21 protein-coding genes are annotated in these 22233 nt (G+C 58.5%); 19 read left to right on the top strand and 2 right to left on the bottom strand.

Translation table 11 applies throughout. From position 1 onward, the window contains the following. Positions 1–675 (bottom strand): two-component system response regulator KdpE, encoded by a 675-nt coding sequence (gene kdpE / locus C1N60_RS14175; RefSeq protein ID WP_021508554.1) that lies wholly within the window; start codon positions 673–675, stop codon positions 1–3. Positions 676–921: 246 nt separating this feature from the next. Here kdpE and C1N60_RS14170 point away from each other — a divergent pair, with 246 nt between their 5' ends. The 11 genes from C1N60_RS14170 (at position 922) to nei (ending at position 10161) form a co-directional block, all read left to right on the top strand. After that, positions 922–1122 (top strand): YbfA family protein, encoded by a 201-nt coding sequence (locus tag C1N60_RS14170; protein WP_031279882.1) that lies wholly within the window; start codon positions 922–924, stop codon positions 1120–1122. 151 nt (positions 1123–1273) lie between these two features. Next, the gene (locus C1N60_RS14165; RefSeq protein WP_058757888.1) at positions 1274–2230 is read left to right on the top strand and encodes a YbgA family protein; all 957 of its coding nucleotides are present in this window, start codon (positions 1274–1276) and stop codon (positions 2228–2230) included. A 12-nt stretch (positions 2231–2242) separates the two neighbouring features. Beyond that, positions 2243–3670: a deoxyribodipyrimidine photo-lyase gene (gene phrB / locus C1N60_RS14160; RefSeq protein ID WP_394521006.1), complete on the top strand. Its 1428-nt coding sequence runs from the start codon at positions 2243–2245 to the stop codon at positions 3668–3670. A gap of 18 nt (positions 3671–3688) precedes the next feature. Then, the gene (locus C1N60_RS14155) at positions 3689–4432 is read left to right on the top strand and encodes a type 2 GTP cyclohydrolase I (RefSeq protein ID WP_021508550.1); all 744 of its coding nucleotides are present in this window, start codon (positions 3689–3691) and stop codon (positions 4430–4432) included. 161 nt (positions 4433–4593) lie between these two features. Beyond that, positions 4594–5250 (top strand): 5-oxoprolinase subunit PxpB, encoded by a 657-nt coding sequence (gene pxpB, locus C1N60_RS14150; RefSeq protein WP_088516294.1) that lies wholly within the window; start codon positions 4594–4596, stop codon positions 5248–5250. Beyond that, positions 5244–6182, top strand: coding sequence for a 5-oxoprolinase subunit PxpC (pxpC, locus tag C1N60_RS14145; RefSeq protein ID WP_394521005.1), 939 nt, complete (start codon positions 5244–5246; stop codon positions 6180–6182). Before pxpB ends, pxpC begins: the two co-directional genes overlap by 7 nt. Further along, the gene (gene pxpA, locus C1N60_RS14140) at positions 6166–6903 is read left to right on the top strand and encodes a 5-oxoprolinase subunit PxpA (RefSeq protein WP_394521004.1); all 738 of its coding nucleotides are present in this window, start codon (positions 6166–6168) and stop codon (positions 6901–6903) included. The genes pxpC and pxpA overlap by 17 nt, the downstream gene beginning before the upstream one ends. 57 nt (positions 6904–6960) lie before the next feature. Then, positions 6961–7689, top strand: coding sequence for a DUF969 domain-containing protein (locus C1N60_RS14135; protein ID WP_058781261.1), 729 nt, complete (start codon positions 6961–6963; stop codon positions 7687–7689). Next, positions 7689–8705, top strand: a complete 1017-nt coding sequence (locus C1N60_RS14130) for a DUF979 domain-containing protein (protein WP_215786352.1) — start codon at positions 7689–7691, stop codon at positions 8703–8705. Before C1N60_RS14135 ends, C1N60_RS14130 begins: the two co-directional genes overlap by 1 nt. Positions 8706–8712: 7 nt before the next feature. Beyond that, positions 8713–9360: a pyroglutamyl-peptidase I gene (pcp, locus tag C1N60_RS14125; RefSeq protein ID WP_058775288.1), complete on the top strand. Its 648-nt coding sequence runs from the start codon at positions 8713–8715 to the stop codon at positions 9358–9360. Positions 9361–9372: 12 nt separating this feature from the next. Beyond that, on the top strand, positions 9373–10161 hold the full coding sequence (gene nei, locus C1N60_RS14120) for an endonuclease VIII (RefSeq protein ID WP_058769449.1): 789 nt from the start codon (positions 9373–9375) through the stop codon (positions 10159–10161). A 350-nt stretch (positions 10162–10511) separates the two neighbouring features. On the opposite strand, the gene C1N60_RS14115 is transcribed toward nei, so the two are convergent. Beyond that, a complete protein-coding gene (locus tag C1N60_RS14115) occupies positions 10512–11795 on the bottom strand; it encodes a citrate synthase (protein WP_021508542.1) in 1284 nt (427 codons plus the stop codon). Positions 11796–12550: 755 nt separating this feature from the next. Between C1N60_RS14115 and sdhC the strand changes: the two genes are divergently transcribed. From sdhC to sucD, 8 genes are all read left to right on the top strand, one after another. Continuing rightward, entirely contained in the window at positions 12551–12940 is a 390-nt protein-coding gene (gene sdhC, locus C1N60_RS14110; protein WP_021508541.1) for a succinate dehydrogenase cytochrome b556 subunit, read from the top strand. Beyond that, positions 12934–13281, top strand: coding sequence for a succinate dehydrogenase membrane anchor subunit (gene sdhD / locus C1N60_RS14105; protein ID WP_021508540.1), 348 nt, complete (start codon positions 12934–12936; stop codon positions 13279–13281). Before sdhC ends, sdhD begins: the two co-directional genes overlap by 7 nt. Then, on the top strand, positions 13282–15048 hold the full coding sequence (sdhA, locus tag C1N60_RS14100; protein WP_021508539.1) for a succinate dehydrogenase flavoprotein subunit: 1767 nt from the start codon (positions 13282–13284) through the stop codon (positions 15046–15048). Positions 15049–15062: 14 nt separating this feature from the next. Then, a complete protein-coding gene (locus tag C1N60_RS14095) occupies positions 15063–15779 on the top strand; it encodes a succinate dehydrogenase iron-sulfur subunit (protein WP_021508538.1) in 717 nt (238 codons plus the stop codon). A 206-nt stretch (positions 15780–15985) separates the two neighbouring features. Next, positions 15986–18793, top strand: coding sequence for a 2-oxoglutarate dehydrogenase E1 component (sucA, locus tag C1N60_RS14090; RefSeq protein ID WP_394521003.1), 2808 nt, complete (start codon positions 15986–15988; stop codon positions 18791–18793). Between the two features lie 15 nt (positions 18794–18808). Next, positions 18809–20023, top strand: a complete 1215-nt coding sequence (gene odhB, locus C1N60_RS14085; protein ID WP_021508536.1) for a 2-oxoglutarate dehydrogenase complex dihydrolipoyllysine-residue succinyltransferase — start codon at positions 18809–18811, stop codon at positions 20021–20023. Positions 20024–20093: 70 nt separating this feature from the next. Further along, positions 20094–21260: an ADP-forming succinate--CoA ligase subunit beta gene (gene sucC / locus C1N60_RS14080; protein ID WP_006118458.1), complete on the top strand. Its 1167-nt coding sequence runs from the start codon at positions 20094–20096 to the stop codon at positions 21258–21260. Next, on the top strand, positions 21260–22135 hold the full coding sequence (sucD, locus tag C1N60_RS14075) for a succinate--CoA ligase subunit alpha (protein ID WP_021508535.1): 876 nt from the start codon (positions 21260–21262) through the stop codon (positions 22133–22135). Before sucC ends, sucD begins: the two co-directional genes overlap by 1 nt. Positions 22136–22233 lie beyond the last annotated feature (98 nt).

The raw sequence follows: 22233 nt of genomic DNA, 5'->3' as shown, positions 1-22233 counted from the left end.
TTATGGCATGAAGCGATAGCCGATGCCGGTTTCTGTCAGCAGGTGCGTCGGCTGGGTGGGGTTGGCTTCCAGCTTTTGCCGCAGGTGTCCCATATAGATGCGCAGGTAATGGCTGTGTTCCACGGCGTTGGGCCCCCACACCTGGTTAAGCAACTGGCGCTGGGTCAGCACTTTGCCGGCGTTATTCAGCAGCAGGCTGAGCAGGCGAAATTCGGTCGGTGTCAGATGTACCTCTTCACCGCTGCGCAGCACGCGCCGCGCGGCGAGATCGACGCTTACTTCGCCAAACTGCACCAGCGGCTCCGGCTGGCTGCGCTGATGGCGGCGCAGCGCCACGCGCACGCGCGCCAGCAGTTCGCCGATGCCAAACGGCTTAGTGAGATAGTCGTCAGCGCCGGCATCCAGCGCCTCTATTTTATCCTGCTCATCGCTGCGCGCCGACAGCACAATTACCGGCATGCTGCTCCACTGCCGCACTTCGCGGATGAAGGCATTGCCATCGCCGTCCGGTAAACCGAGATCGAGAATCACCAAATCCGGTTTGCGCGTAGCCGCTTCAATCAGGCCGCGCTGCAGCTGCTCCGCTTCCACAATCTTCAGGCCTTCGCTCTCCAGCGCCAGGCGCACGAAACGGCGAATCTCCTTTTCATCTTCGACAATCAAGATGGTCGTCACGCTGACTCCTGCTGCAAATAAGGTTAACGCATTACTTTAACAATAAACCGCGACGGCGTCCGTCACGATCTCAGTAACTCGCCGTGATCCGAAATTTTACAAAAATGTAACTTCCTTTCATCCCGGCCAGGAAATGACTGAAAAAAGATCAAAATAGTGGTCGGATGAGTAGTAAAATTACACAACCAGGCGTAATATCTGAGGCAGATCACATTTCATAGCAAAATTTACCACGAGGAGGCATTGATGTATCAGGCATATCCACTCGCCAAAATTGTGCTGCGCCGTGTGCTGGTGGTATTGATTGGCGTACTGGCACTGCCAGTGATGCTGTTCCGCCAGGATCGCGCGCGCTTCTACAGTTATCTGCACCGCATGTGGTGCAAAACCAGCACCAAACCGGTCTGGCTGGCGCAATCGGAAGCGGCAGGCGGTATCTACTGGTAACCCCCGGCTTCGCGGTGATAACCCGGTGACCTCGCTCGAGGCACCGGGTTTTTTTATCTTAAAGTGGTGCGACAAACGCATTGTCCCGCTGTTATCTCGCGGCATTTCAGCTACACTTAAACCTCTACAAGATTTTGGAGGTTGTACAAGTATGAGCGAGAAAATTCCTGTAGGTATCAGTGCCTGCCTGCTCGGGGATAGCGTCCGATTCGATGGCGGCCACAAGCGTTTTGCCTTTGCAACTGACGAGCTCGCGCCATTTGTGCGCTTCGAACCTGTCTGCCCGGAAATGGCCATCGGTCTGCCGACGCCGCGCCCGGCGCTGCGGCTGGTCAAACAAAGCGACGATCAGATCCACCTGTGTTTCAGTAAAGACGGCGGGGAAGAGCTGACCGACGACATGGCCCGCTGGTCTGCTGAGCGCGTCAAATCGCTGCACCATCTGTGCGGCTACATCCTGTGTGCCAAATCGCCGAGCTGCGGACTGGAGCGGGTGCGCGTCTACGAGCCTGACACTAACAACAATCGCAAAGCCGGCACCGGCGTGTTCACCTCGTTCCTGCAGAAAGAGCTACCGTGGTTGCCGCTGGAAGAGGATGGACGCCTGCACGATGATGCGATCCGCGAAAACTTTATGGGGCGCGTCTATGCGCTGCATGAGTTCAACGAAATGTGGCGCAGCGGGCTGACGCGCCACAAGCTGATTGCCTTCCACAGTCGCTACAAACTGCTGCTGCTGTCGCATGCGCAGGATGAGTACCGCGAGATGGGGCGGTTTGTCGCGGCAATGGAACAGTGGGAGTCACTGGATGCGTACGCCTTTGAATACCGTAACCGTCTGATGCACCTGATGTCGCACCAGGCGTCGCGTCGTAATCACACCAATGTGCTGATGCATGTTCAGGGCTATTTCCGGCCGAAGCTGAGTTCACCGCAGCGTCAGGAGCTGGCGCAGCTGATTGACCGCTACCGTCGCGGTGTGCAGCCGTTGCTGGCCCCCATCACCATGCTGAAACATTACATGGCAGAGTTCCCGCACCCGTGGCTGGCGCAGCAGCGTTATTTCGATCCCTACCCGGAAGCGCTGCGTCTGCGCTACGGCCAGTAAACACGGAGCATTATGAGCACTCACTTAGTCTGGCTGCGTAACGATTTGCGCATGAATGATAACAGCGCACTGGCCGCGGCCTGCCGCGACAGTCAGGCCGAGGTGCTGGCGCTTTTCATCGCCACGCCCGGCCAGTGGCAGCAACACAGCATGGCCCCCAAACAGGCAGCTTTTATCCATCAAAACCTGTGCCTGCTGCAGCAGTCGCTGGCAGAACGCGGTATCAAGCTGCACTTTCATCAGTGCGATGACTTCGCCGCGTCGGTCGACTATCTGGCGACCTTCTGCCAGCAGCACAAGGTGGATGCGCTGTTTTACAACTATCAGTATGAAATCAATGAGCGCCAGCGCGATGCTGCGGTTGAGAAGCAGCTCGATCAGCAGGGCGTGGTGTGCCAGGGGTTCGATGACAGCCTGCTGTTACCGCCGGGCAGCGTACAGACCGGCAGCAACAGCATGTTCAAAGTGTTCACGCCGTTCAGCAAAGCGTTTATCCGGCGTCTGCAACAGGGGCTGCCAGAGTGCCATCACGCACCAAAAGCGCGCGCCGGGGCACCCGTGGCCGCCGGCAAAAAAATAGCGGCATTCGATTATCCTGTGGAAGAATTCGACGAAACCTGGTTCCCCGCCGGAGAAGAGGCGGCGCTGAAGCAGCTGCGCCAGTTTGCTCAGCAGCGGGTGGAAAAATATGACCAGCAGCGCGACATGCCGGCGATTGACGGCACCAGCCGCCTGTCGCCGTATCTGGCGATTGGTGTGCTGTCGCCGCGTCAGTGCCTGCATCGCATTCTGAAGGAGCATCCGCAGGCGCTGAACAACGGCAGCGCGCTGGTGTGGCTGAATGAACTGGTCTGGCGCGAATTTTATCGTCACCTGATGGTGGCCTTTCCGGCGCTGTGTAAGCATCAGCCGTTTGTCGACTGGACGCGCAACGTCAGCTGGCAACAGAATGAGCAACACCTTACCGCCTGGCAGCAGGGCAAAACCGGTTATCCGATTGTCGACGCAGCGATGCGCCAGCTCAATACGCTGGGCTGGATGCACAACCGGTTACGCATGATCACCGCCAGCTTTCTGGTGAAAGATCTGCTGATTGACTGGCGCGAGGGTGAACGCTATTTCATGCAGCAGCTGATTGACGGCGATCTGGCGGCTAACAACGGTGGCTGGCAGTGGGCCGCGTCGACCGGCACCGACGCTGCGCCTTACTTCCGCATCTTCAACCCGACGACCCAGGGCGAGCGCTTTGATAAGCAGGGCGAGTTTATCCGCCGGTGGCTGCCGGAGCTGCAAGACGTGCCGGACAGCGCCATTCATCAACCGCACGCCTGGGCAGAGAAAAATAACAAGAAACTCGATTATCCGGCGCCAATCGTGGAACATAAGGCGGCACGTAAAAAGACATTAGACGCCTTCGAGCGCGCGCGCAGCGCAGCCTGAGGCGGTCACGGAGCCGTTATGAACAATTTCGAGTTAGAACAGATCGTCAATCAGCAACTCAACACCAGTGCCTTCAGCGACTATGCGCCCAACGGTTTGCAGGTTGAGGGGCGTGAGCAGGTGCGCCGCGTAATAACCGGCGTGACGGCCTGTCAGGCGCTGCTGGATGAGGCGGTAAAACGCCAGGCCGATGCGATACTGGTGCACCATGGCTACTTCTGGAAGAGCGAAGCGCCGGTAATTAAAGGGATGAAGCGCCAGCGTCTGCGCACGCTGCTGGCCAATGACATCAACCTGTACGGCTGGCACCTGCCGCTCGATGCTCACCCACAGCTCGGCAACAACGCCCAGCTGGCCACGCTGTTTGATATCGACGTCAAAGGTGAAATTCAGCCGCTGGTGCCTTGGGGCGAGCTGGCTGAGCCGCTAAGCGGTCCGGCGCTGGCGGAAAAAATCGCGGCGCGCCTCGGCCGCCAGCCGCTGCACTGCGGTGATAATGCTCCGGCGCTGATTCGCCGGGTGGCATGGTGCAGCGGTGGCGGTCAGGGCTTTATCGATGCGGCCGCCGCCTTTGGCGTTGACGCCTTTATCAGCGGTGAAGTCTCTGAGCAGACCATTCACAGCGCCCGTGAACAGGGGCTGCATTTCTTTGCTGCCGGCCATCACGCCACCGAACGCGGCGGTATTAAAGCGCTCGGTGAGTGGCTCGCCAGCCAGCATGGTCTGGATGTGACCTTTATCGATATCGACAACCCCGCCTGACCGCCTCGCTTATGCGCCCGGAAAACACGTGCCGGGCGCAAATCAGTTGACACATCTCCTTCACTTTCGCATAACTTATTGACTTTTCGCATAAGCGAATGCCCTCAGGCGCGCCGTCACTGCGGTCACGGCGCGTTTTATTAATGACCGGGAGGTGGGTTTTGCAACGAGCACGTTGTTATCTGCTGGGTGAGCGGGCGGTGGTACTGGAGCTGGAACCGCCGGTTTCGCTCGTCAGCCAGCAGCGCATCTGGGGATTGTGCCAGCGGCTGCAGCAGAATGAGCAGATCGCGGAAGTGATTCCGGGCATGAATAACCTGACGCTGCTACTGCGCGATCCGCAGCTGAAAGCGCTGGATGCTATCGAGCGTTTGCAGCGCTGGTGGGAAGAGAGCGAGGTGCTGCTGGCCGAGCCGCGTCAGGTTGAGATTCCGGTGGTGTATGGCGGCGCGGGCGGTCCGGATCTGGTGGAGGTCGCCCGTGCGGCGGATCTGACCTCGCAACAGGTGGTGGAACTGCACAGCAGCGCGGATTACGTGGTCTATTTCATTGGCTTTCAGCCGGGTTTCCCTTATCTCGGCGGGCTGGATGAGCGGCTGCACACGCCGCGTCGCGCCGAGCCCCGGCTGGTGGTGCCTGGCGGTTCGGTGGGCATTGGCGGCAGCCAGACCGGTATCTATCCGCTGGCCGCGCCCGGTGGCTGGCAGTTGATTGGTCACACGCCGCTTAGCCTGTTCGATCCACAGCAACAGCCGCCGACGCTGCTGCGTCCCGGCGACAGCGTCCGCTTCGTGCCACAACGGGAGGGCGTATGTTAAACATTTTGCGTGCCGGATTAATGACCTCGGTGCAGGATCGCGGCCGCCACGGCTGGCGGCAATACGGCATCAGCCTGAGCGGCGCACTGGATGAGCCTTCAATGCGCACGGCCAATATGCTGGTCGGCAACGCGGAAAACAGCGCGGTGCTGGAGATTGTGCTCGGCCAGTTCAAAGCGGAGTTTCGTCGCGACGGCTGGTTTGCGCTGACCGGTGCCAGCTGCAGCGCCGAACTGGATGGCCAGCCGGTGTGGACCGGCTGGCGTCTGCCGGTGAAAAAAGGCCAGGTGCTGAGTCTGTCCATGCCTACGCGCGGTATGCGCAGCTATCTCGCGGTGAACGGCGGTTTCGCCATCGACGCCATGCTGGGATCGCACAGCACCGATCTCAAAGCGGCCTTTGGCGGCTGGCTGGGACGTAAACTGCAGGATGGCGATCAGCTGCCGCTGGGCAAGCCGACGCGCCGCTTCAGCCATCAGGCTGGCGTACGGCAGCTGCTGTGGGGCAACCGCATCCGCGCACTGCCGGGGCCGGAGTACAACGAATTTACCCACGACGCGCAGGACGCATTCTGGCGTAACCCGTGGCAGCTCAGCCCGCAAAGTAACCGCATGGGCTACCGGCTGCAGGGCAGTCCGCTGCAGCGCAGTGTCGCACGTGAACTGCTGTCGCACGGCCTGGTGCCGGGTGTGGTGCAGGTGCCGCCGAACGGTCAGCCGATTGTGCTGATGGCCGATGCGCAAACCACCGGCGGCTATCCGCGTATCGCCTGTGTCATCGAAGCCGATCTCTATCAGCTGGCGCAGATTCGTCTGGGAGAACCGATTCACTTCATCCGCTGCACGCTGGAGGAGGCGCTGCTGGCCAAACAGCAGCAGCAACGTTCGCTTGATCAGATAGCCTGGGGGCTTGCTCATGAAGATCGATCTTAACGCCGACCTCGGTGAAGGCAGTGCCAGCGATCGGGCCCTGCTGGAGCTGGTGAGCTCGGCCAACATCGCCTGCGGTTTCCATGCCGGCGATGCCGAAACCATGCTGCAGTCGGTGCGCTGGGCCAGCGCCAACGGCGTGGCGATTGGTGCGCATCCGAGCTTTCCCGACCGGGAAAATTTTGGCCGGACCGCCATGCAGCTGCCACCGGAAACCGTCTACGCGCAGGTGATCTACCAGATTGGTGCCCTGAAAAGCCTTGCCGAAAGTGAAGGCGTGAAGCTGGTGCACGTGAAGCCGCACGGCATGCTGTATAACCAGGCAGCGGCGGATGCAGCGCTGGCGGATGCGATTGCGCGCGCGGTGAAAGCCGTCGATCCGGCGCTGATTCTGGTTGGCCTGGCGGGCAGCGCCTCAATTGCCGCCGCCGCGCATCATGGTCTGCGCACGCGCGAAGAAGTGTTTGCTGACCGCGGCTATCTGGCCAGTGGCGCGCTGGTGCCGCGCAGCCAGCCCGGGGCGTTAATCGAAGAGGCTGAGCAGGCGCTGGCGCAGACGCTCACCATGGTGCAGCAGCGTCAGGTGCGCAGCGTCAGCGGCGAATGGGTGGCGGTGAATGCGCAGACGGTCTGTCTGCACGGCGATGGTGCCCATGCGCTGGAATTCGCCCGCACGCTGCGCGCCGCTTTTGCGACAAATCAGATTGCTGTCACCAGCGCCTGATCATTGACTGTTAGCCCGGCCTGTTGCCGGGCTTTTTATTTCTGACGAGGGGAAAACATGGATAACGTGGTCAATCTCTGGCCGTTACTCGGCATTGCCGCGATTGTGCTCGGCTTTGTGCTGCGCTTCAACCCGGTGCTGGTGGTGATTGTTGCCGGTTTTGTCACCGGGCTGGCGGCGCATATGCCGCTCGGCGATATTCTGGAGAAGCTCGGTTCCGGCTTTATCAATACCCGTAATCTGCCGCTGATCCTGCTGTTACCGCTGGCGGTCATTGGATTGCTGGAGCGCCACGGTTTGAAAGAGCGTGCGCAGACGTGGATCGCCCGGATCAAAACCGCCACCGCCGGCCGTTTACTGATCGTCTATCTGTTCGTGCGTGAGCTGACTGCGGCGCTGGGGCTGACCAGCCTGGGCGGCCATCCGCAGATGGTGCGTCCGCTGCTGGCACCGATGGCCGAAGGTGCCACTGAAAACCGTTACGGCAGCGTATCACCGGAGATTCGTCAGCGGCTGCGCGCCATGTCGGCGGCCACCGATAACGTCGGGCTGTTCTTCGGTGAAGATATTTTCGTGGCCTTCGGCGCGATCATTTTTATGCACAACTTTATGCAGGAGTCGGCGGGCATCAGCACCGAACCGTTGCACATCGCGCTGTGGGGCATTCCGACCGCGCTGTGTGCGTTCCTGATTCATGCTGCGCGACTGGTGCGGCTCGACCGTCAGCTGTCGCGTGAGCTGGGCGCGCTCAACCAGCAGGCGCTGCGCGCAAAAGGAGGTGAGTGATGTTTCAGCAACAGTATCTGATGTGGCTGGCCGGGGCGATCCTGCTGATTGTCGCGCTGCTGTCATGGCGCGATAGCGCCAACCCGCGCCGTTTTACCACCGGTTTATTCTGGGCGCTGTACGGTCTGATTTTCCTGATTGGCGACGGTGCTTATCAACTGATGGGGCAGTGGGCCGGTGATGCGGAGCTGGGACGTCGCTGGTTGCATATTGCCGTGGGCGCGGCGGTGGTGATCATGGCGCTGATTGCCGGGTTCGGCGGCGTGCGCCTCGGTCGCTATCATCAGCGCAGCGATGAACAGAAGCAGCAGAGCGCGCAGCGTCTCGGCAATAAGCTGTTCCTGCCGGCGCTGGCAATTCCGCTGGTGACGGTGATTGGCGTGCTGGCGTTCAATCATATTCCCGGTCTGCAGGAGAGGGTGTTTGGCCCGGGCAATCATTCGACGCTGGTCACGCTGTTTTCGATGATGATTGGCTGCGTGCTGGGCTGGCTGATTGCGCTGAAGTTTACCCACGAGAAGCCGCTGCAGTCGATGCAGGAGACGCGGCGTTTGCTGGATGCGGTTGGCTGGGCATTTATTTTGCCGCAGATTCTCGCCACGCTCGGCCTGCTGTTTACCAGCGCTGGCGTTGGGACAGCGATTTCACATCTTACCGAACACTATCTGGCGGTGGATAACCGGCTGATTGCGGTGGCGGTGTATGCGCTGGGCATGGCGCTGCTGACCATGGTGATGGGCAATGCGTTTGCGGCGTTCCCGATTGTCACCGCCGGCATCGGTATTCCGATTCTGGTGCTGCAGCACGGTGGCAATCCGGCGGTGATGGCGGCGATCGGCATGTTCTGCGGGTACTGCGGCACGCTGATGACGCCGATGGCTGCCAACTTCAATATCGTTCCGGCGCGTTTACTGGAGCTGCCGGACCGTAACGCGGTGATCAAGGCTCAGGTGCCAACCGGTGTGCTACTGTTACTGGTAAATATTTTCCTGCTTTATTTCCTGATGTTCCTGTGAGGTTGCGATGAAAACGGTGTTAATGACGGCGTTCGAGCCGTTTGGCGGCGAGCGCATTAATCCGTCGTGGGAAGCGGTACGCAGCTTTGATGGTCGGGAGTTCGGCGGCGCGCGGATTGTGGTGCGCCAGCTGCCGGTGGTATTCGCCCGCTGCGGCCAGGTGCTGACCGCTGCGCTGGAAGAGCTGCAGCCGCACCGCGTGCTGTGCGTCGGCCAGGCTGGCGGGCGCAGCGATATCAGCGTAGAGCGCGTGGCGATTAATGTGAACGATGCGCGCATTCCGGATAACGACCAGCAGCAGCCGGTCGATCAGCCGATTGTCGCCGGGGGACCGGCGGCCTATTTTTCCACGCTGCCGATCAAAGCGATGGTCGCGGCACTGCGCGAAGTGGGGATTCCGGCTTCGGTGTCGCAAACCGCCGGGACATTTACCTGTAATAACGTCATGTATCACCTGCTGCACTGGCTGCAGACCACAGGCAGCGCAGCACGCGGCGGTTTCGTGCATATCCCGTATATGCCGCAGCAGGCGGCGCAGCATCCTGGGGCACCGAGTATGTCGACCGCCAGTGTGATCCAGGCGCTGGAAACGTCGCTGCAGGTGATTCTCAGCACAGAGAAAGACATTCGCGAAGTGGGCGGCGCAACCCATTAATCAGGAGCGGTTATGCCAGAGGGACCGGAGATCCGCCGCGCGGCGGATCAACTTGCAGCGGCAATGGTGGGCAAGCCTCTGACCGAGGTATGGTTTGCTTTTCCGGCGCTGAAGACCTACGAACCGGCGCTGATGGGGGAAACCATCGACGCCTTTGAAACGCGCGGCAAGGCACTGCTGACACACTTCTCCAACGGGTTGACGCTGTATAGCCATAATCAGCTGTACGGCGTGTGGCGTGTGGTGCCGAGCGGGACTGAGCCCAATACTTCGCGCCAGCTGCGCGTGCGGCTGGGTAATGCCGACCGGGCAATTTTGCTGTATAGCGCTTCGGATATTGAGCTGCTGAACGCAGATACGCTTGGCGCGCATCCGTTTTTGCAACGCGTCGGACCTGACGTACTGGACGCTACGCTGACGGTGGAAGAGGTGCGCGAGCGACTGCTGTCGCCGCGTTTTCGTCGCCGCCAGTTCAGCGGTTTGCTGCTGGATCAGGCATTTCTCGCCGGGCTCGGCAACTATCTGCGCGTCGAGATTTTGTGGCACGCCGGTTTGCTGGCGCAGCATCGTGCACAGGATTTGAGCGACCAGCAGCTGGATGCGTTGAGCCACGCCATGCTGGCGGTGCCGCGTTTGTCCTATCAGATGCGTGGCAGCATGAAGAAGTATCACGAAGAGGCGGCGTTTCGTTTCGAGGTGTTTCACCGCCAGGGCAAAAAGTGCCGGCGCTGCGGCACCGTCATTGAGAAAGGCGTACTTTCATCACGACCGTTTTACTGGTGTCCGGGCTGTCAGCATTGAGTATTGGTCATCAATAGAAGAGGCGCGGGACAGGCCATCCCCGCATCGTCTCCCGGCAAACTGCACCAGAACTAATGCACTGACTGGCTGAGCCCCGGGACAGGCAATCCGCAGCGCTGAACAGCATGAGGAAGTCAGGATGAGACCGCATGGATGCGGGCGAAAGCCGTAGCCGGGACAGGATGTCCCGTCTACGGCGGTCCGTCAGACTGACGAAGGATGTGAAGGTACCGCGTCAGCGGCGCGAGGACGCCTGAAACGGGGCTTAGCCAGGCAGGGCTTGGCACGATGCGCCCCAAACTTTCGCCGTGTACTAAAAAAGAAAAGGGCGGGATAACCCGCCCTGATTGTTATTTTTTCAGCGCCGAGCTGAATTCGCGCTCGGTGTAACCGGTGTAGAGCTGACGTGGGCGGGCAATCTTCATGCCTTCGTCGTGCATCTCTTTCCAGTGCGCAATCCAGCCAACGGTACGCGCCATCGCGAAGATCACGGTAAACATTGATGATGGAATGCCCATCGCTTTCAGAATGATACCGGAATAGAAATCGACGTTCGGATAGAGTTTGCGCTCGATAAAGTACGGGTCGTTCAGCGCGATGTGCTCCAGCTCCATCGCCACTTCCAGCAGGTCGTCCTTCATGCCCAGCTCGTTCAGCACTTCATGACAGGTTTCACGCATCACGGTCGCGCGCGGGTCATAGTTCTTATACACACGGTGACCGAAGCCCATCAGACGGAACGAATCGTTCTTATCTTTGGCGCGACGCACGAATTCCGGGATGTGATCCACGGTGCTGATCTCTTCCAGCATACGCAGCGTGGCTTCGTTGGCACCACCGTGCGCAGGTCCCCACAGCGAGGCGATACCGGCGGCGATACAGGCAAACGGGTTGGCACCGGAAGAACCGGCGGTACGCACGGTAGAGGTTGATGCGTTCTGTTCGTGGTCAGCGTGCAGGATCAGAATACGGTCCATGGCGCGTTCCAGCACCGGGTTCACTTTGTACTCTTCACACGGCGTAGCAAACATCATATGCAGGAAGTTACCGGCATAGGAGAGGTCGTTACGCGGATACACAAACGGCTGGCCGATGGAGTATTTGTAACACATCGCGGCCATGGTCGGCATTTTTGACAGCAGGCGGAAGGCGGCGATTTCACGGTGACGTTCAATATTCACGTCTAATGAATCGTGATAGAAGGCGGCCAGCGCGCCGGTCACGCCGCACATCACCGCCATCGGGTGTGAATCACGACGGAAGCCGTGGAAGAGGCGGGTGATCTGCTCGTGAATCATGGTGTGACGGGTTACGGTAGTGCGGAACTCGTCGTACTGCGCCTGAGTAGGGGCTTCGCCGTTCAGCAGGATGTAGCACACTTCCAGATAGTTTGAGTGGGTAGCCAGCTGATCGATAGGGAAACCGCGATGTAACAAAATCCCTTCATCACCATCAATAAAGGTAATTTTTGATTCGCAGGACGCCGTAGAGGTAAAACCGGGGTCGAAGGTGAACAGGCCTTTTGAGCCAAGGGCGCGGACATCAACAACATCCTGTCCCAGCGTGCCTTGCATCACATCCAGTTCCACGGAGTTGTTATCTTGTAGGGTTAGCGTCACTTTTTTATCTGTCATTTTTCGTCTCCATAGCGCCTTAGTAGGTAAGGATCTTAGACACCAGAACAGTCATCATGTTGCGTTTACCCGCCGTATTTTCGGGCCGCCGCTACACTGGCTGCGCGCGCGCAGTGCGGTCATTTACTTGCGTAAACGCCCATCATTTGCACGCTTACTGCCTTGTTGCAACCCGTACGACTTAGGCTAAAACAGAATCTTCACAGCATCACTCAGCGGTAACGTTCATGCTGCAAGGTTACGGAGCGAAATGTGTAAAGCCAATCGGTGGTGTCCGGGCATGACGCGCTGCACATCGTGGATGTTAAAGATCCTGTCACGACATAACTTCTTGGTAACCAATAACCTGACGGTTTGTGTTGCTCGTAAAGGCAATGTTACATAACTTGAGCTTAGGGGAAAGTGTATCCCCATAACTTTTATGCATCATAGGGTTTTAGTGCGTTCGTTTGTAACTGAAATGTTGATCTATTGTCAAATCAGATAATTAAAAATGTATAAATTGTGAAATACGTGAGGCGGATCACTGTTCAGCTTAAATGTGACCAAAGAGATTGTAGGGGAATTGTAATCAGAATGTGATCCTCCTATACTGCCGCCAGGTCTCCGGAATACCCTGACACCAGGAGCCACCCAGCGTTTTACCCGCTTCATTTAACACTGGATGTTGCTATTTTGGTGGCGGTTGCAGTCCGAACACGCACTGTGCTCTTCTGTAACTCAGGACCGGAGGAAGCAAAATAAAAAAGAGCTGTGTGGGCAAAACCGTGAAAAAACAAAGACCTGTTAACTTGGATCTCTCGACGATCCGGTTTCCCGTTACTGCAATATCGTCCATTCTCCACCGCGTCTCCGGCGTGATTACCTTTGTCGCTCTCGGAATTCTGCTCTGGTTACTGGGTCTCTCCCTCTCTTCTCCGGAAGGTTTCCAGCAAGCGGCATCTATCATGGATAGCTTCTTCGCCAAATTCATCATGTGGGGCATTCTGACCGCGCTGGCATATCACGCAGCAAGCGGCATTCGTCACATGCTGGCCGACTTCGGTTTTACGGCAGAAACCCTGCAGGTAGGAACCCGTACCGCGCAAGCGGTTTTTGTTATCACTGTCGTGCTCTCAATTCTGGCTGGAGTCCTCGTATGGTAAGCAATGCTTCTGCATTAGGACGCAACGGTATCCATGACTGGCTGTTACTGCGTGCTGCTGCAATCTTAATTACGCTCTACATTCTCTACATCCTCGGTTTTGTCGTGATGACCGGCACGCTGACGTATGACGTCTGGCGCGGCTTTTTCGCTTCCTCCTTTACTAAAGTGTTCACGTTGCTGACGCTGTTCTCGATTCTGGTCCACGGCTGGATTGGCATGTGGCAGGTCCTGACCGACTACGTGAAACCGCTGGCAACGCGTCTGGTGTTGCAACTGGTGATTGTGGTCGCGCTGTTGTCGTATGCAATTTATGGAACTGTTGTGGTGTGGGGTGTGTAAATGAGTTTGCCAGTCAGAGAATTTGATGCCGTGGTGATCGGCGCAGGTGGTGCGGGTATGCGCGCCGCGCTGCAAATCTCCCAGTCGGGCCAGAGCTGTGCTCTGTTATCCAAAGTGTTCCCAACCCGTTCCCACACCGTATCGGCGCAGGGCGGGATTACCGTGGCACTGGGTAACTCCCACGAAGATAACTGGGAATGGCACATGTACGATACCGTCAAAGGCTCCGATTACATCGGTGACCAGGACGCAATCGAATATATGTGTAAAACCGGTCCGGAAGCGATTCTGGAGCTGGAGCACATGGGCCTGCCATTCTCCCGTCTTGATGACGGCCGCGTTTATCAGCGTCCGTTTGGTGGTCAGTCGAAAAACTTCGGTGGTGAGCAGGCGGCGCGTACCGCTGCTGCTGCCGACCGTACCGGCCACGCCCTGCTGCATACGCTGTATCAGCAGAACCTGAAAAACAAAACCACCATCTTCTCCGAGTGGTATGCACTGGATCTGGTGAAAAACGCTGACGGTGCGATCGTCGGCTGTACCGCCATCTGCATCGAAACCGGTGAAACAGTCTACTTCAAAGCCAAAGCCACTATCCTCGCGACCGGCGGTGCTGGCCGTATCTATCAGTCCACCACCAACGCCCACATCAACACCGGCGACGGCGTCGGCATGGCGCTGCGTGCCGGCGTGCCAATGCAGGATATGGAGATGTGGCAGTTCCACCCAACCGGCATCGCGGGTGCGGGTGTGCTGGTGACCGAAGGCTGCCGTGGTGAAGGTGGCTATCTGCTGAACAAGCATGGCGAGCGTTTCATGGAGCGCTACGCGCCGAACGCCAAAGATCTGGCGGGCCGTGATGTGGTGGCGCGTTCAATGATGGTGGAAATTCGTGAAGGTCGCGGCTGCGACGGCCCGTGGGGTCCGCACATCAAACTGAAACTCGACCATCTGGGCGCTGAAGTGCTGGAATCCCGTCTGCCGGGCATCCTCGAACTGTCGCGCACCTTTGCTCACGTCGACCCGATTAAAGAGCCGATTCCGGTTATCCCGACCTGCCACTACATGATGGGCGGCGTGCCGACCCGCGTGACCGGTCAGGCGCTGCGCGTTAACGAGCAGGGTGAAGATGAAGTGATTCCGGGCCTGTTCGCGGTAGGCGAAATTGCCTGCGTATCGGTACATGGCGCAAACCGTCTTGGCGGCAACTCGCTGCTCGACCTGGTGGTATTCGGCCGCGCGGCCGGTGTTCATCTGATGGAGTGCATCGCTGAGCAGGGCGAACTGCGCGACGCCACCGAAGATGAAATCGACGCGGCGATGGCCCGCTTCAACCGCTGGGAAAACAACACCACCGGTGAAGACCCGGTTGAAATCCGCAAGGCGCTGCAGCGCTGCATGCAGAACAACTTCTCGGTATTCCGCGAAGGGGATGCGATGCGTGAAGGCCTGGCCGAACTGAAAGAGATTCGTGAGCGCCTGAAAAACGCGCGTCTCGATGACCGTTCACCGGACTTCAACACCCAGCGTATCGAATGCCTTGAGCTGGATAACCTGATGGAAACCGCTTACGCCACCGCGGTAGCGGCCAACTTCCGCACCGAAAGCCGTGGCGCTCACAGCCGCTTCGACTACCCGGAGCGTGATGATGCCAACTGGCTGTGCCACAGCCTCTATGTTCCGCAAACGGAAAGCATGACGCGCCGTGAGGTGAACATGCAACCGAAACTGCGTGCGGCCTTCCCGCCGAAAGCGCGTACTTACTAATTGCGGAGATCATCATGAGACTCGAATTTTCTATCTATCGTTACAACCCGGAAGTCGATGACAAACCGCGCATGCAGGATTACACCCTCGAAGCGGAAGATGGTCGCGACATGATGCTGCTGGACGCGCTGATCCGTCTGAAAGAAAAGGATCCTACGCTGGCCTTCCGTCGCTCCTGCCGTGAAGGCGTGTGCGGCTCCGATGGCCTCAACATGAACGGTAAAAATGGCCTGGCGTGTATCACGCCGGTCTCCGCACTGGGCAATGGCAGCAAGAAGATTGTTATCCGTCCGCTGCCCGGTCTGCCGGTAATCCGCGACCTCGTGGTGGACATGGGACAATTCTATGCTCAGTATGAGAAGATTAAGCCTTTCCTGTTGAATAATGGGGAAAATCCGCCAGCGCGCGAGCATCTGCAAACGCCTGCGCAGCGTGAGCACCTGGACGGCCTGTACGAGTGTATTCTCTGTGCCTGCTGCTCCACGTCGTGCCCGTCGTTCTGGTGGAATCCGGACAAGTTCATCGGTCCGGCCGGCCTGCTGGCGGCGTACCGCTTCCTGATTGACAGCCGCGACACCGAAACCGATGCGCGCCTCGACAATCTGAATGATGCTTTCAGTGTTTTCCGCTGTCACAGCATCATGAACTGTGTGAGCGTGTGCCCGAAAGGCTTAAACCCAACGCGCGCCATCGGCCACATTAAGTCGATGCTGCTGCAGCGCGGGGCGTAATAAACGGAAGTCACGGTCGGGAACTCAGGTTCCCGATCGTTTACGGAAGCCTCTATAAGCGCGGTACTGACCACGCTTATAAAGGTTCCCTTACGGGCCAGGCGCCGGTTGCGCACAGGTTCGTATCGCTGAACTCACTACGGCAAGCCGCGTAAGCGGCAACAAATGAAACCTCAAAAAAGCAGATTAATGCTTAAGGGATCACAATGCAGAACAGCGCGATGAAACCCTGGCTGGACTCCTCCTGGCTGGCCGGCGCGAACCAGTCCTACATAGAGCAACTCTATGAGGATTTCCTGACCGATCCTGACTCTGTTGATGAAGTGTGGCGCTCGATGTTCCAGCAGCTGCCGGGCACCGGCGTGAAACCTGAGCAGTTTCACTCCACGACGCGTGAATACTTCCGCCGCCTGGCGAAAGACGCCACCCGCTACACCTCCACAGTCACCGATCCGGCCGCTAATTCCAAACAGGTTAAAGTGCTGCAGCTGATTAATGCGTTCCGCTTCCGCGGCCATCAGCACGCTAACCTCGATCCGCTCGGCCTGTGGAAGCAGGAGCGCGTGGCGGATCTCGATCCGGCCTTCCACGATCTGACCGACGCCGATTTTCAGGAAAGCTTTAACGTAGGCTCTTTCGCCATTGGCAAAGAGACCATGAAGCTGGCCGATCTTTATGCCGCACTGCAGCAGACCTACTGTGGTTCGATTGGTGCAGAGTACATGCATATCAACAACACCGAAGAGAAGCGCTGGATTCAGCAGCGTCTGGAATCGGTAGTAGGCCATGCGTCATTCAGCGCGGACGAGAAAAAAGGTTTCCTGAAAGAGCTGACGGCGGCAGAGGGCCTGGAAAAATACCTCGGCGCGAAATTCCCGGGTGCCAAACGCTTCTCGCTGGAAGGCGGTGATGCGCTGGTACCCATGCTGCGCGAAATGATTCGCCACGCCGGCAAGAGCGGCACGCGTGAAGTGGTGCTGGGCATGGCGCACCGCGGTCGTCTCAACGTGCTGATCAATGTGCTGGGTAAAAAACCGCAGGATTTGTTCGACGAGTTCTCCGGCAAGCACAAAGAGCACCTCGGTACCGGTGACGTGAAGTACCACATGGGCTTCTCGTCAGACGTGGAAACCGAAGGCGGCCTGGTGCACCTGGCGCTGGCGTTCAACCCGTCGCATCTGGAAATTGTAAGCCCGGTAGTCATGGGCTCGGTGCGCGCGCGTCTGGATCGTCTGGCAGAGCCGGGCAGCAACAAAGTCCTGCCGATCACCATTCACGGTGACGCCGCGGTTATTGGCCAGGGCGTGGTGCAGGAAACCCTGAACATGTCGCAGGCTCGCGGTTACGAAGTGGGCGGCACCGTACGCATCGTGATTAACAACCAGGTGGGCTTCACCACCTCGAATCCGAAAGATGCGCGTTCTACCCCTTACTGCACCGACATCGGCAAAATGGTGCTGGCACCGATCTTCCACGTCAACGCGGACGATCCGGAGGCGGTGGCGTTTGTTACCCGTCTGGCGCTGGATTATCGCAACACCTTCAAACGCGATGTGTTCATCGACCTGGTGTGCTACCGCCGTCACGGCCATAACGAAGCCGACGAGCCAAGCGCAACCCAGCCGCTGATGTATCAGAAAATCAAAAAGCATCCGACGCCGCGCAAAATCTACGCCGATCAGCTGGAAAGCGAAGGCGTGGCCACGCAGGAAGATGCCACCGAGCTGGTAAACCTGTACCGCGATGCGCTGGATGAAGGCGAGTGCGTGGTGCCGGAATGGCGTCCGATGAGCCTGCACTCGTTCACCTGGTCTCCGTACCTCAACCACGAGTGGGATGAGAGCTACCCGGAAACCGTGGACATGAAACGTCTGCAGGAGCTGGCGCGCCGCATCAGCAGCATTCCGGAAGCGGTGGAAGTGCAGTCGCGCGTTGCCAAGATTTACAACGACCGCAAAGAGATGGCGGAAGGCAACAAGCTGTTCGACTGGGGCGGCGCGGAAAACCTGGCTTACGCCACGCTGGTGGACGAAGGCATTCCGGTGCGCCTGTCGGGTGAAGACTCCGGCCGCGGCACCTTCTTCCACCGTCACGCGGTGATTCACAACCAGCAGAACGGTTCAACTTACACTCCGCTGCACCACATCCATAACGGTCAGGGTCAGTTCAAGGTGTGGGATTCGGTGCTATCGGAAGAAGCGGTACTGGCGTTCGAATACGGTTACGCCACCGCCGAGCCGCGCGTGCTGACCATCTGGGAAGCGCAGTTCGGTGACTTCGCCAACGGCGCTCAGGTGGTGATCGATCAGTTCATCAGCTCCGGCGAGCAGAAATGGGGCCGCATGTGTGGTCTGGTGATGCTGCTGCCGCACGGCTACGAAGGGCAGGGGCCGGAGCACTCCTCCGCGCGCCTTGAGCGCTATCTGCAGCTGTGTGCTGAGCAGAACATGCAGGTCTGCGTGCCATCAACGCCAGCGCAGGTGTACCACATGCTGCGTCGTCAGGCGCTGCGCGGTATGCGCCGTCCGCTGATCGTGATGTCGCCGAAGTCGCTGCTGCGTCATCCGCTGGCGGTGTCCAGCCTTGATGAGCTGGCCAACGGCAGCTTCCAGCCGGCGATTGGTGAGATCGACGACCTCGATCCGCAGCAGGTGAAACGCGTAGTGCTGTGCTCCGGTAAAGTTTATTACGATCTGCTGGAGCAGCGTCATAAGAACGAGCAGACCGATGTCGCCATCGTGCGTATCGAACAGCTCTATCCGTTCCCGCACAAAGCGGTGCAGGAAGCGCTGAAGAATTACGCCCATGTTCAGGATTTCGTCTGGTGTCAGGAAGAGCCACTGAACCAGGGCGCATGGTATTGCAGTCAGCATCATTTCCGCGAAGTGGTTCCATTTGGTGCGTCACTGCGTTACGCAGGCCGTCCGGCTTCTGCTTCACCGGCCGTGGGCTATATGTCCGTACATCAACAACAGCAGCAAGACCTGGTCAATGACGCGCTGAACCTTGGTTAATTAAAAGGAAAGAAAATGAGTAGCGTAGAAATTCTCGTTCCCGATTTGCCTGAATCCGTAGCGGACGCCACGGTAGCCACCTGGCATAAAAAACCCGGCGACTCTGTGACCCGCGACGAAGTGCTGGTCGAGATCGAAACTGACAAAGTGGTACTGGAAGTGCCTGCCGCCGCTGACGGTGTGCTGGAAGCGGTGCTGGAAGACGAAGGCGCCACCGTAACATCGCGCCAGATTCTGGGCCGCCTGAAGGAAGGCAACAGCGGCGGGAAAGAGACCACGGCGAAAGTGGAAAGCAAGGAGTCTACGCCTGCACAGCGTCAGACTGCATCTCTGGAAGAAGAGAGCAATGACGCGCTCAGCCCGGCCGTGCGCCGCCTGATTGCGGAAAACAACCTCGACGCCAGCCAGATTAAAGGCACCGGTGTTGGCGGCCGTCTGACGCGCGAAGATGTGGAAAAACATCTGGCGAAGAAAGCCGACGGCGCGAAAGCGGCACCGGCAGCCGATGCGGCTCCGCAGGCCGTTGCCAACCGCAGCGAGAAGCGCGTGCCAATGACCCGTCTGCGCAAGCGCGTGGCCGAGCGTCTGCTGGAAGCGAAAAACAGCACCGCAATGCTGACCACCTTCAACGAAGTCAACATGAAGCCGATCATGGATCTGCGCAAGCAGTACGGCGATGCCTTCGAGAAGCGTCACGGCGTGCGTCTGGGCTTTATGTCCTTCTACATCAAAGCGGTGGTCGAAGCGCTGAAACGCTTCCCGGAAGTCAACGCGTCGATCGACGGCGATGATGTGGTGTACCACAACTATTTCGATGTCAGCATCGCGGTCTCGACGCCGCGTGGTCTGGTGACGCCAGTGCTGAAAGATGTTGATGCGCTGAGCATGGCCGACATCGAGAAGAAAATTAAAGAGCTGGCGGTGAAAGGCCGTGACGGCAAGCTGACGGTGGAAGAACTGACCGGCGGTAACTTCACCATCACCAACGGTGGTGTGTTCGGTTCGCTGATGTCTACGCCGATCATCAACCCGCCGCAGAGCGCGATTCTGGGGATGCACGCCATCAAAGATCGCCCAATGGCGGTGAATGGTCAGGTGGTGGTGCTGCCAATGATGTATCTGGCGCTCTCCTACGATCACCGTCTGATCGATGGTCGTGAATCTGTCGGCTATCTGGTCGCGGTGAAAGAGCTGCTGGAAGATCCGGCGCGTCTGCTGCTGGATGTCTGATTTTCGCCGGGCGCGCTGGCACGAGGCGCGCCCAAATTAACCCTGTTTAGATCTGAATGGATAGAACATCATGAACTTACACGAATACCAGGCGAAGCAGCTGTTTGCACGGTATGGTATGCCAGCACCGACTGGCTACGCCTGCACCACGCCACGTGAAGCCGAAGAAGCCGCCTCGAAAATTGGCGCAGGTCCGTGGGTGGTGAAATGTCAGGTTCATGCCGGTGGCCGCGGTAAAGCGGGCGGTGTGAAGGTGGTTAACAGTAAAGAAGACATTCGTGCTTTCGCTGAAAACTGGCTGGGCAAACGTCTGGTGACCTACCAGACTGACGCCAATGGCCAGCCGGTAAACCAGATCCTGGTTGAAGCGGCGACCGATATCGATCAGGAGCTGTATCTGGGTGCGGTGGTTGACCGTGCTACCCGTCGCGTGATCTTCATGGCGTCAACCGAAGGCGGCGTGGAAATCGAGAAAGTAGCGGAAGAAACGCCGCACCTGATCCACAAAATGGCGCTGGATCCGCTGACCGGCCCGCAGCCATACCAGGGCCGCGAGCTGGCATTCAAACTGGGCCTGACCGGTAAGCAAGTCAGCCAGTTCACCAAAATCTTCATGGGTCTGGCGACCATGTTCCTGGAGCGCGACCTGGCGATGGTTGAGATCAACCCGCTGGTGATCACCAAACAGGGCGACCTGATCTGTCTGGATGGCAAACTGGGTGCCGATGGCAATGCCCTGTTCCGTCAGCCAGAGCTGCGTGAAATGCGCGACCCAAGCCAGGAAGACCCACGTGAAGCCCACGCGACGCAGTGGGAACTGAACTACGTCGCGCTGGAAGGCAACATTGGCTGTATGGTCAACGGCGCCGGTCTGGCGATGGGCACCATGGACATCGTGAAACACCACGGTGGTCAGCCTGCAAACTTCCTTGATGTTGGCGGCGGCGCAACCAAAGAGCGCGTTACCGAAGCCTTCAAAATCATCCTGTCTGACGATGCTGTGAAAGCGGTATTCGTTAACATCTTCGGCGGCATCGTGCGCTGCGACCTGATCGCAGACGGCATCATCGGTGCTGTGGCTGAGGTGGGTGTCAACGTACCGGTCGTGGTACGTCTGGAAGGTAACAACGCCGAGCTGGGCGCGAAGAAACTGGCGGACAGCGGTCTTAACATCATTGCAGCAACCAGCCTGACAGACGCAGCACAGCGTGTTGTCGCTGCTGCGGAGGGTAAATAATGTCCATTCTGATCGACAAAAACACCAAAGTCATTTGCCAGGGTTTCACCGGTGGCCAGGGAACGTTCCACTCTGAGCAGGCGCTGGCCTATGGTACGCAGCTGGTTGGCGGTGTGACGCCAGGTAAAGGCGGCACCACCCATCTCGGTCTGCCGGTGTTCAACACCGTGCGCGAAGCAGTAGAAGCCACGGGCGCCACTGCTACCGTAATCTACGTGCCGGCACCGTTCTGCAAAGACGGTATCCTGGAAGCGATCGACGCGGGTATCAAACTGATCATCACCATCACCGAAGGTATCCCGACGCTGGATATGCTGACCGTGAAAGTGAAGCTGGACGAAGCGGGCGTGCGCATGATCGGCCCTAACTGCCCGGGCGTGATCACCCCAGGCGAATGTAAGATCGGCATCATGCCGGGCCACATTCACCAGCCAGGCCGCGTGGGTATCGTGTCGCGTTCCGGTACGCTGACCTATGAAGCGGTTAAGCAGACCACCGACATCGGCTACGGCCAGTCCACCTGTGTGGGCATCGGCGGTGACCCGATCCCAGGCTCCAACTTCATCGACATCCTGAAAATGTTCCAGGACGATCCGCAGACCGAAGCGATCGTGATGATCGGTGAGATCGGCGGCAGCGCTGAAGAAGAGGCCGCGGCGTTCATCAAAGAGCACGTGACCAAGCCTGTCGTCGGCTACATCGCCGGCGTAACGGCGCCGAAGGGCAAGCGTATGGGCCACGCCGGCGCCATCATTGCCGGTGGTAAAGGCACCGCCGATGAGAAATTTGCTGCGCTGGAAGCGGCCGGTGTGAAAACCGTTCGCAGCCTGGCCGATATCGGCGACGCGGTGAAAGCGGTACTGCCAGCGAAATAAGATTTTGCTGCTGAAAGAACAAAGCCACCTGCGGGTGGCTTTTTTTATGGCTGTCATGCACGGCCATTAGCCGTCCTCACACATTTGCAGTAAAAACG

The organism is Pantoea sp. SGAir0184 (assembly GCF_043544755.1).
Note: the sequence above shows the minus strand (reverse complement) of the source record. Positions and strands in the feature narration are given on the sequence as shown.

Coding starts and splice junctions, on each gene's coding strand:
- C1N60_RS14170 (WP_031279882.1), top strand. CDS start 922: ATGTATCAGGCATATCCACTCGCCAAAATTGTGCTGCGCCGTGTGCTG.
- C1N60_RS14165 (WP_058757888.1), top strand. CDS start 1,274: ATGAGCGAGAAAATTCCTGTAGGTATCAGTGCCTGCCTGCTCGGGGAT.
- phrB (WP_394521006.1), top strand. CDS start 2,243: ATGAGCACTCACTTAGTCTGGCTGCGTAACGATTTGCGCATGAATGAT.
- C1N60_RS14155 (WP_021508550.1), top strand. CDS start 3,689: ATGAACAATTTCGAGTTAGAACAGATCGTCAATCAGCAACTCAACACC.
- pxpC (WP_394521005.1), top strand. CDS start 5,244: ATGTTAAACATTTTGCGTGCCGGATTAATGACCTCGGTGCAGGATCGC.
- pxpA (WP_394521004.1), top strand. CDS start 6,166: ATGAAGATCGATCTTAACGCCGACCTCGGTGAAGGCAGTGCCAGCGAT.
- C1N60_RS14135 (WP_058781261.1), top strand. CDS start 6,961: ATGGATAACGTGGTCAATCTCTGGCCGTTACTCGGCATTGCCGCGATT.
- C1N60_RS14130 (WP_215786352.1), top strand. CDS start 7,689: ATGTTTCAGCAACAGTATCTGATGTGGCTGGCCGGGGCGATCCTGCTG.
- pcp (WP_058775288.1), top strand. CDS start 8,713: ATGAAAACGGTGTTAATGACGGCGTTCGAGCCGTTTGGCGGCGAGCGC.
- nei (WP_058769449.1), top strand. CDS start 9,373: ATGCCAGAGGGACCGGAGATCCGCCGCGCGGCGGATCAACTTGCAGCG.
- C1N60_RS14115 (WP_021508542.1), bottom strand. CDS start 11,795: ATGACAGATAAAAAAGTGACGCTAACCCTACAAGATAACAACTCCGTG.
- sdhD (WP_021508540.1), top strand. CDS start 12,934: ATGGTAAGCAATGCTTCTGCATTAGGACGCAACGGTATCCATGACTGG.
- sdhA (WP_021508539.1), top strand. CDS start 13,282: ATGAGTTTGCCAGTCAGAGAATTTGATGCCGTGGTGATCGGCGCAGGT.
- C1N60_RS14095 (WP_021508538.1), top strand. CDS start 15,063: ATGAGACTCGAATTTTCTATCTATCGTTACAACCCGGAAGTCGATGAC.
- sucA (WP_394521003.1), top strand. CDS start 15,986: ATGCAGAACAGCGCGATGAAACCCTGGCTGGACTCCTCCTGGCTGGCC.
- odhB (WP_021508536.1), top strand. CDS start 18,809: ATGAGTAGCGTAGAAATTCTCGTTCCCGATTTGCCTGAATCCGTAGCG.
- sucC (WP_006118458.1), top strand. CDS start 20,094: ATGAACTTACACGAATACCAGGCGAAGCAGCTGTTTGCACGGTATGGT.
- sucD (WP_021508535.1), top strand. CDS start 21,260: ATGTCCATTCTGATCGACAAAAACACCAAAGTCATTTGCCAGGGTTTC.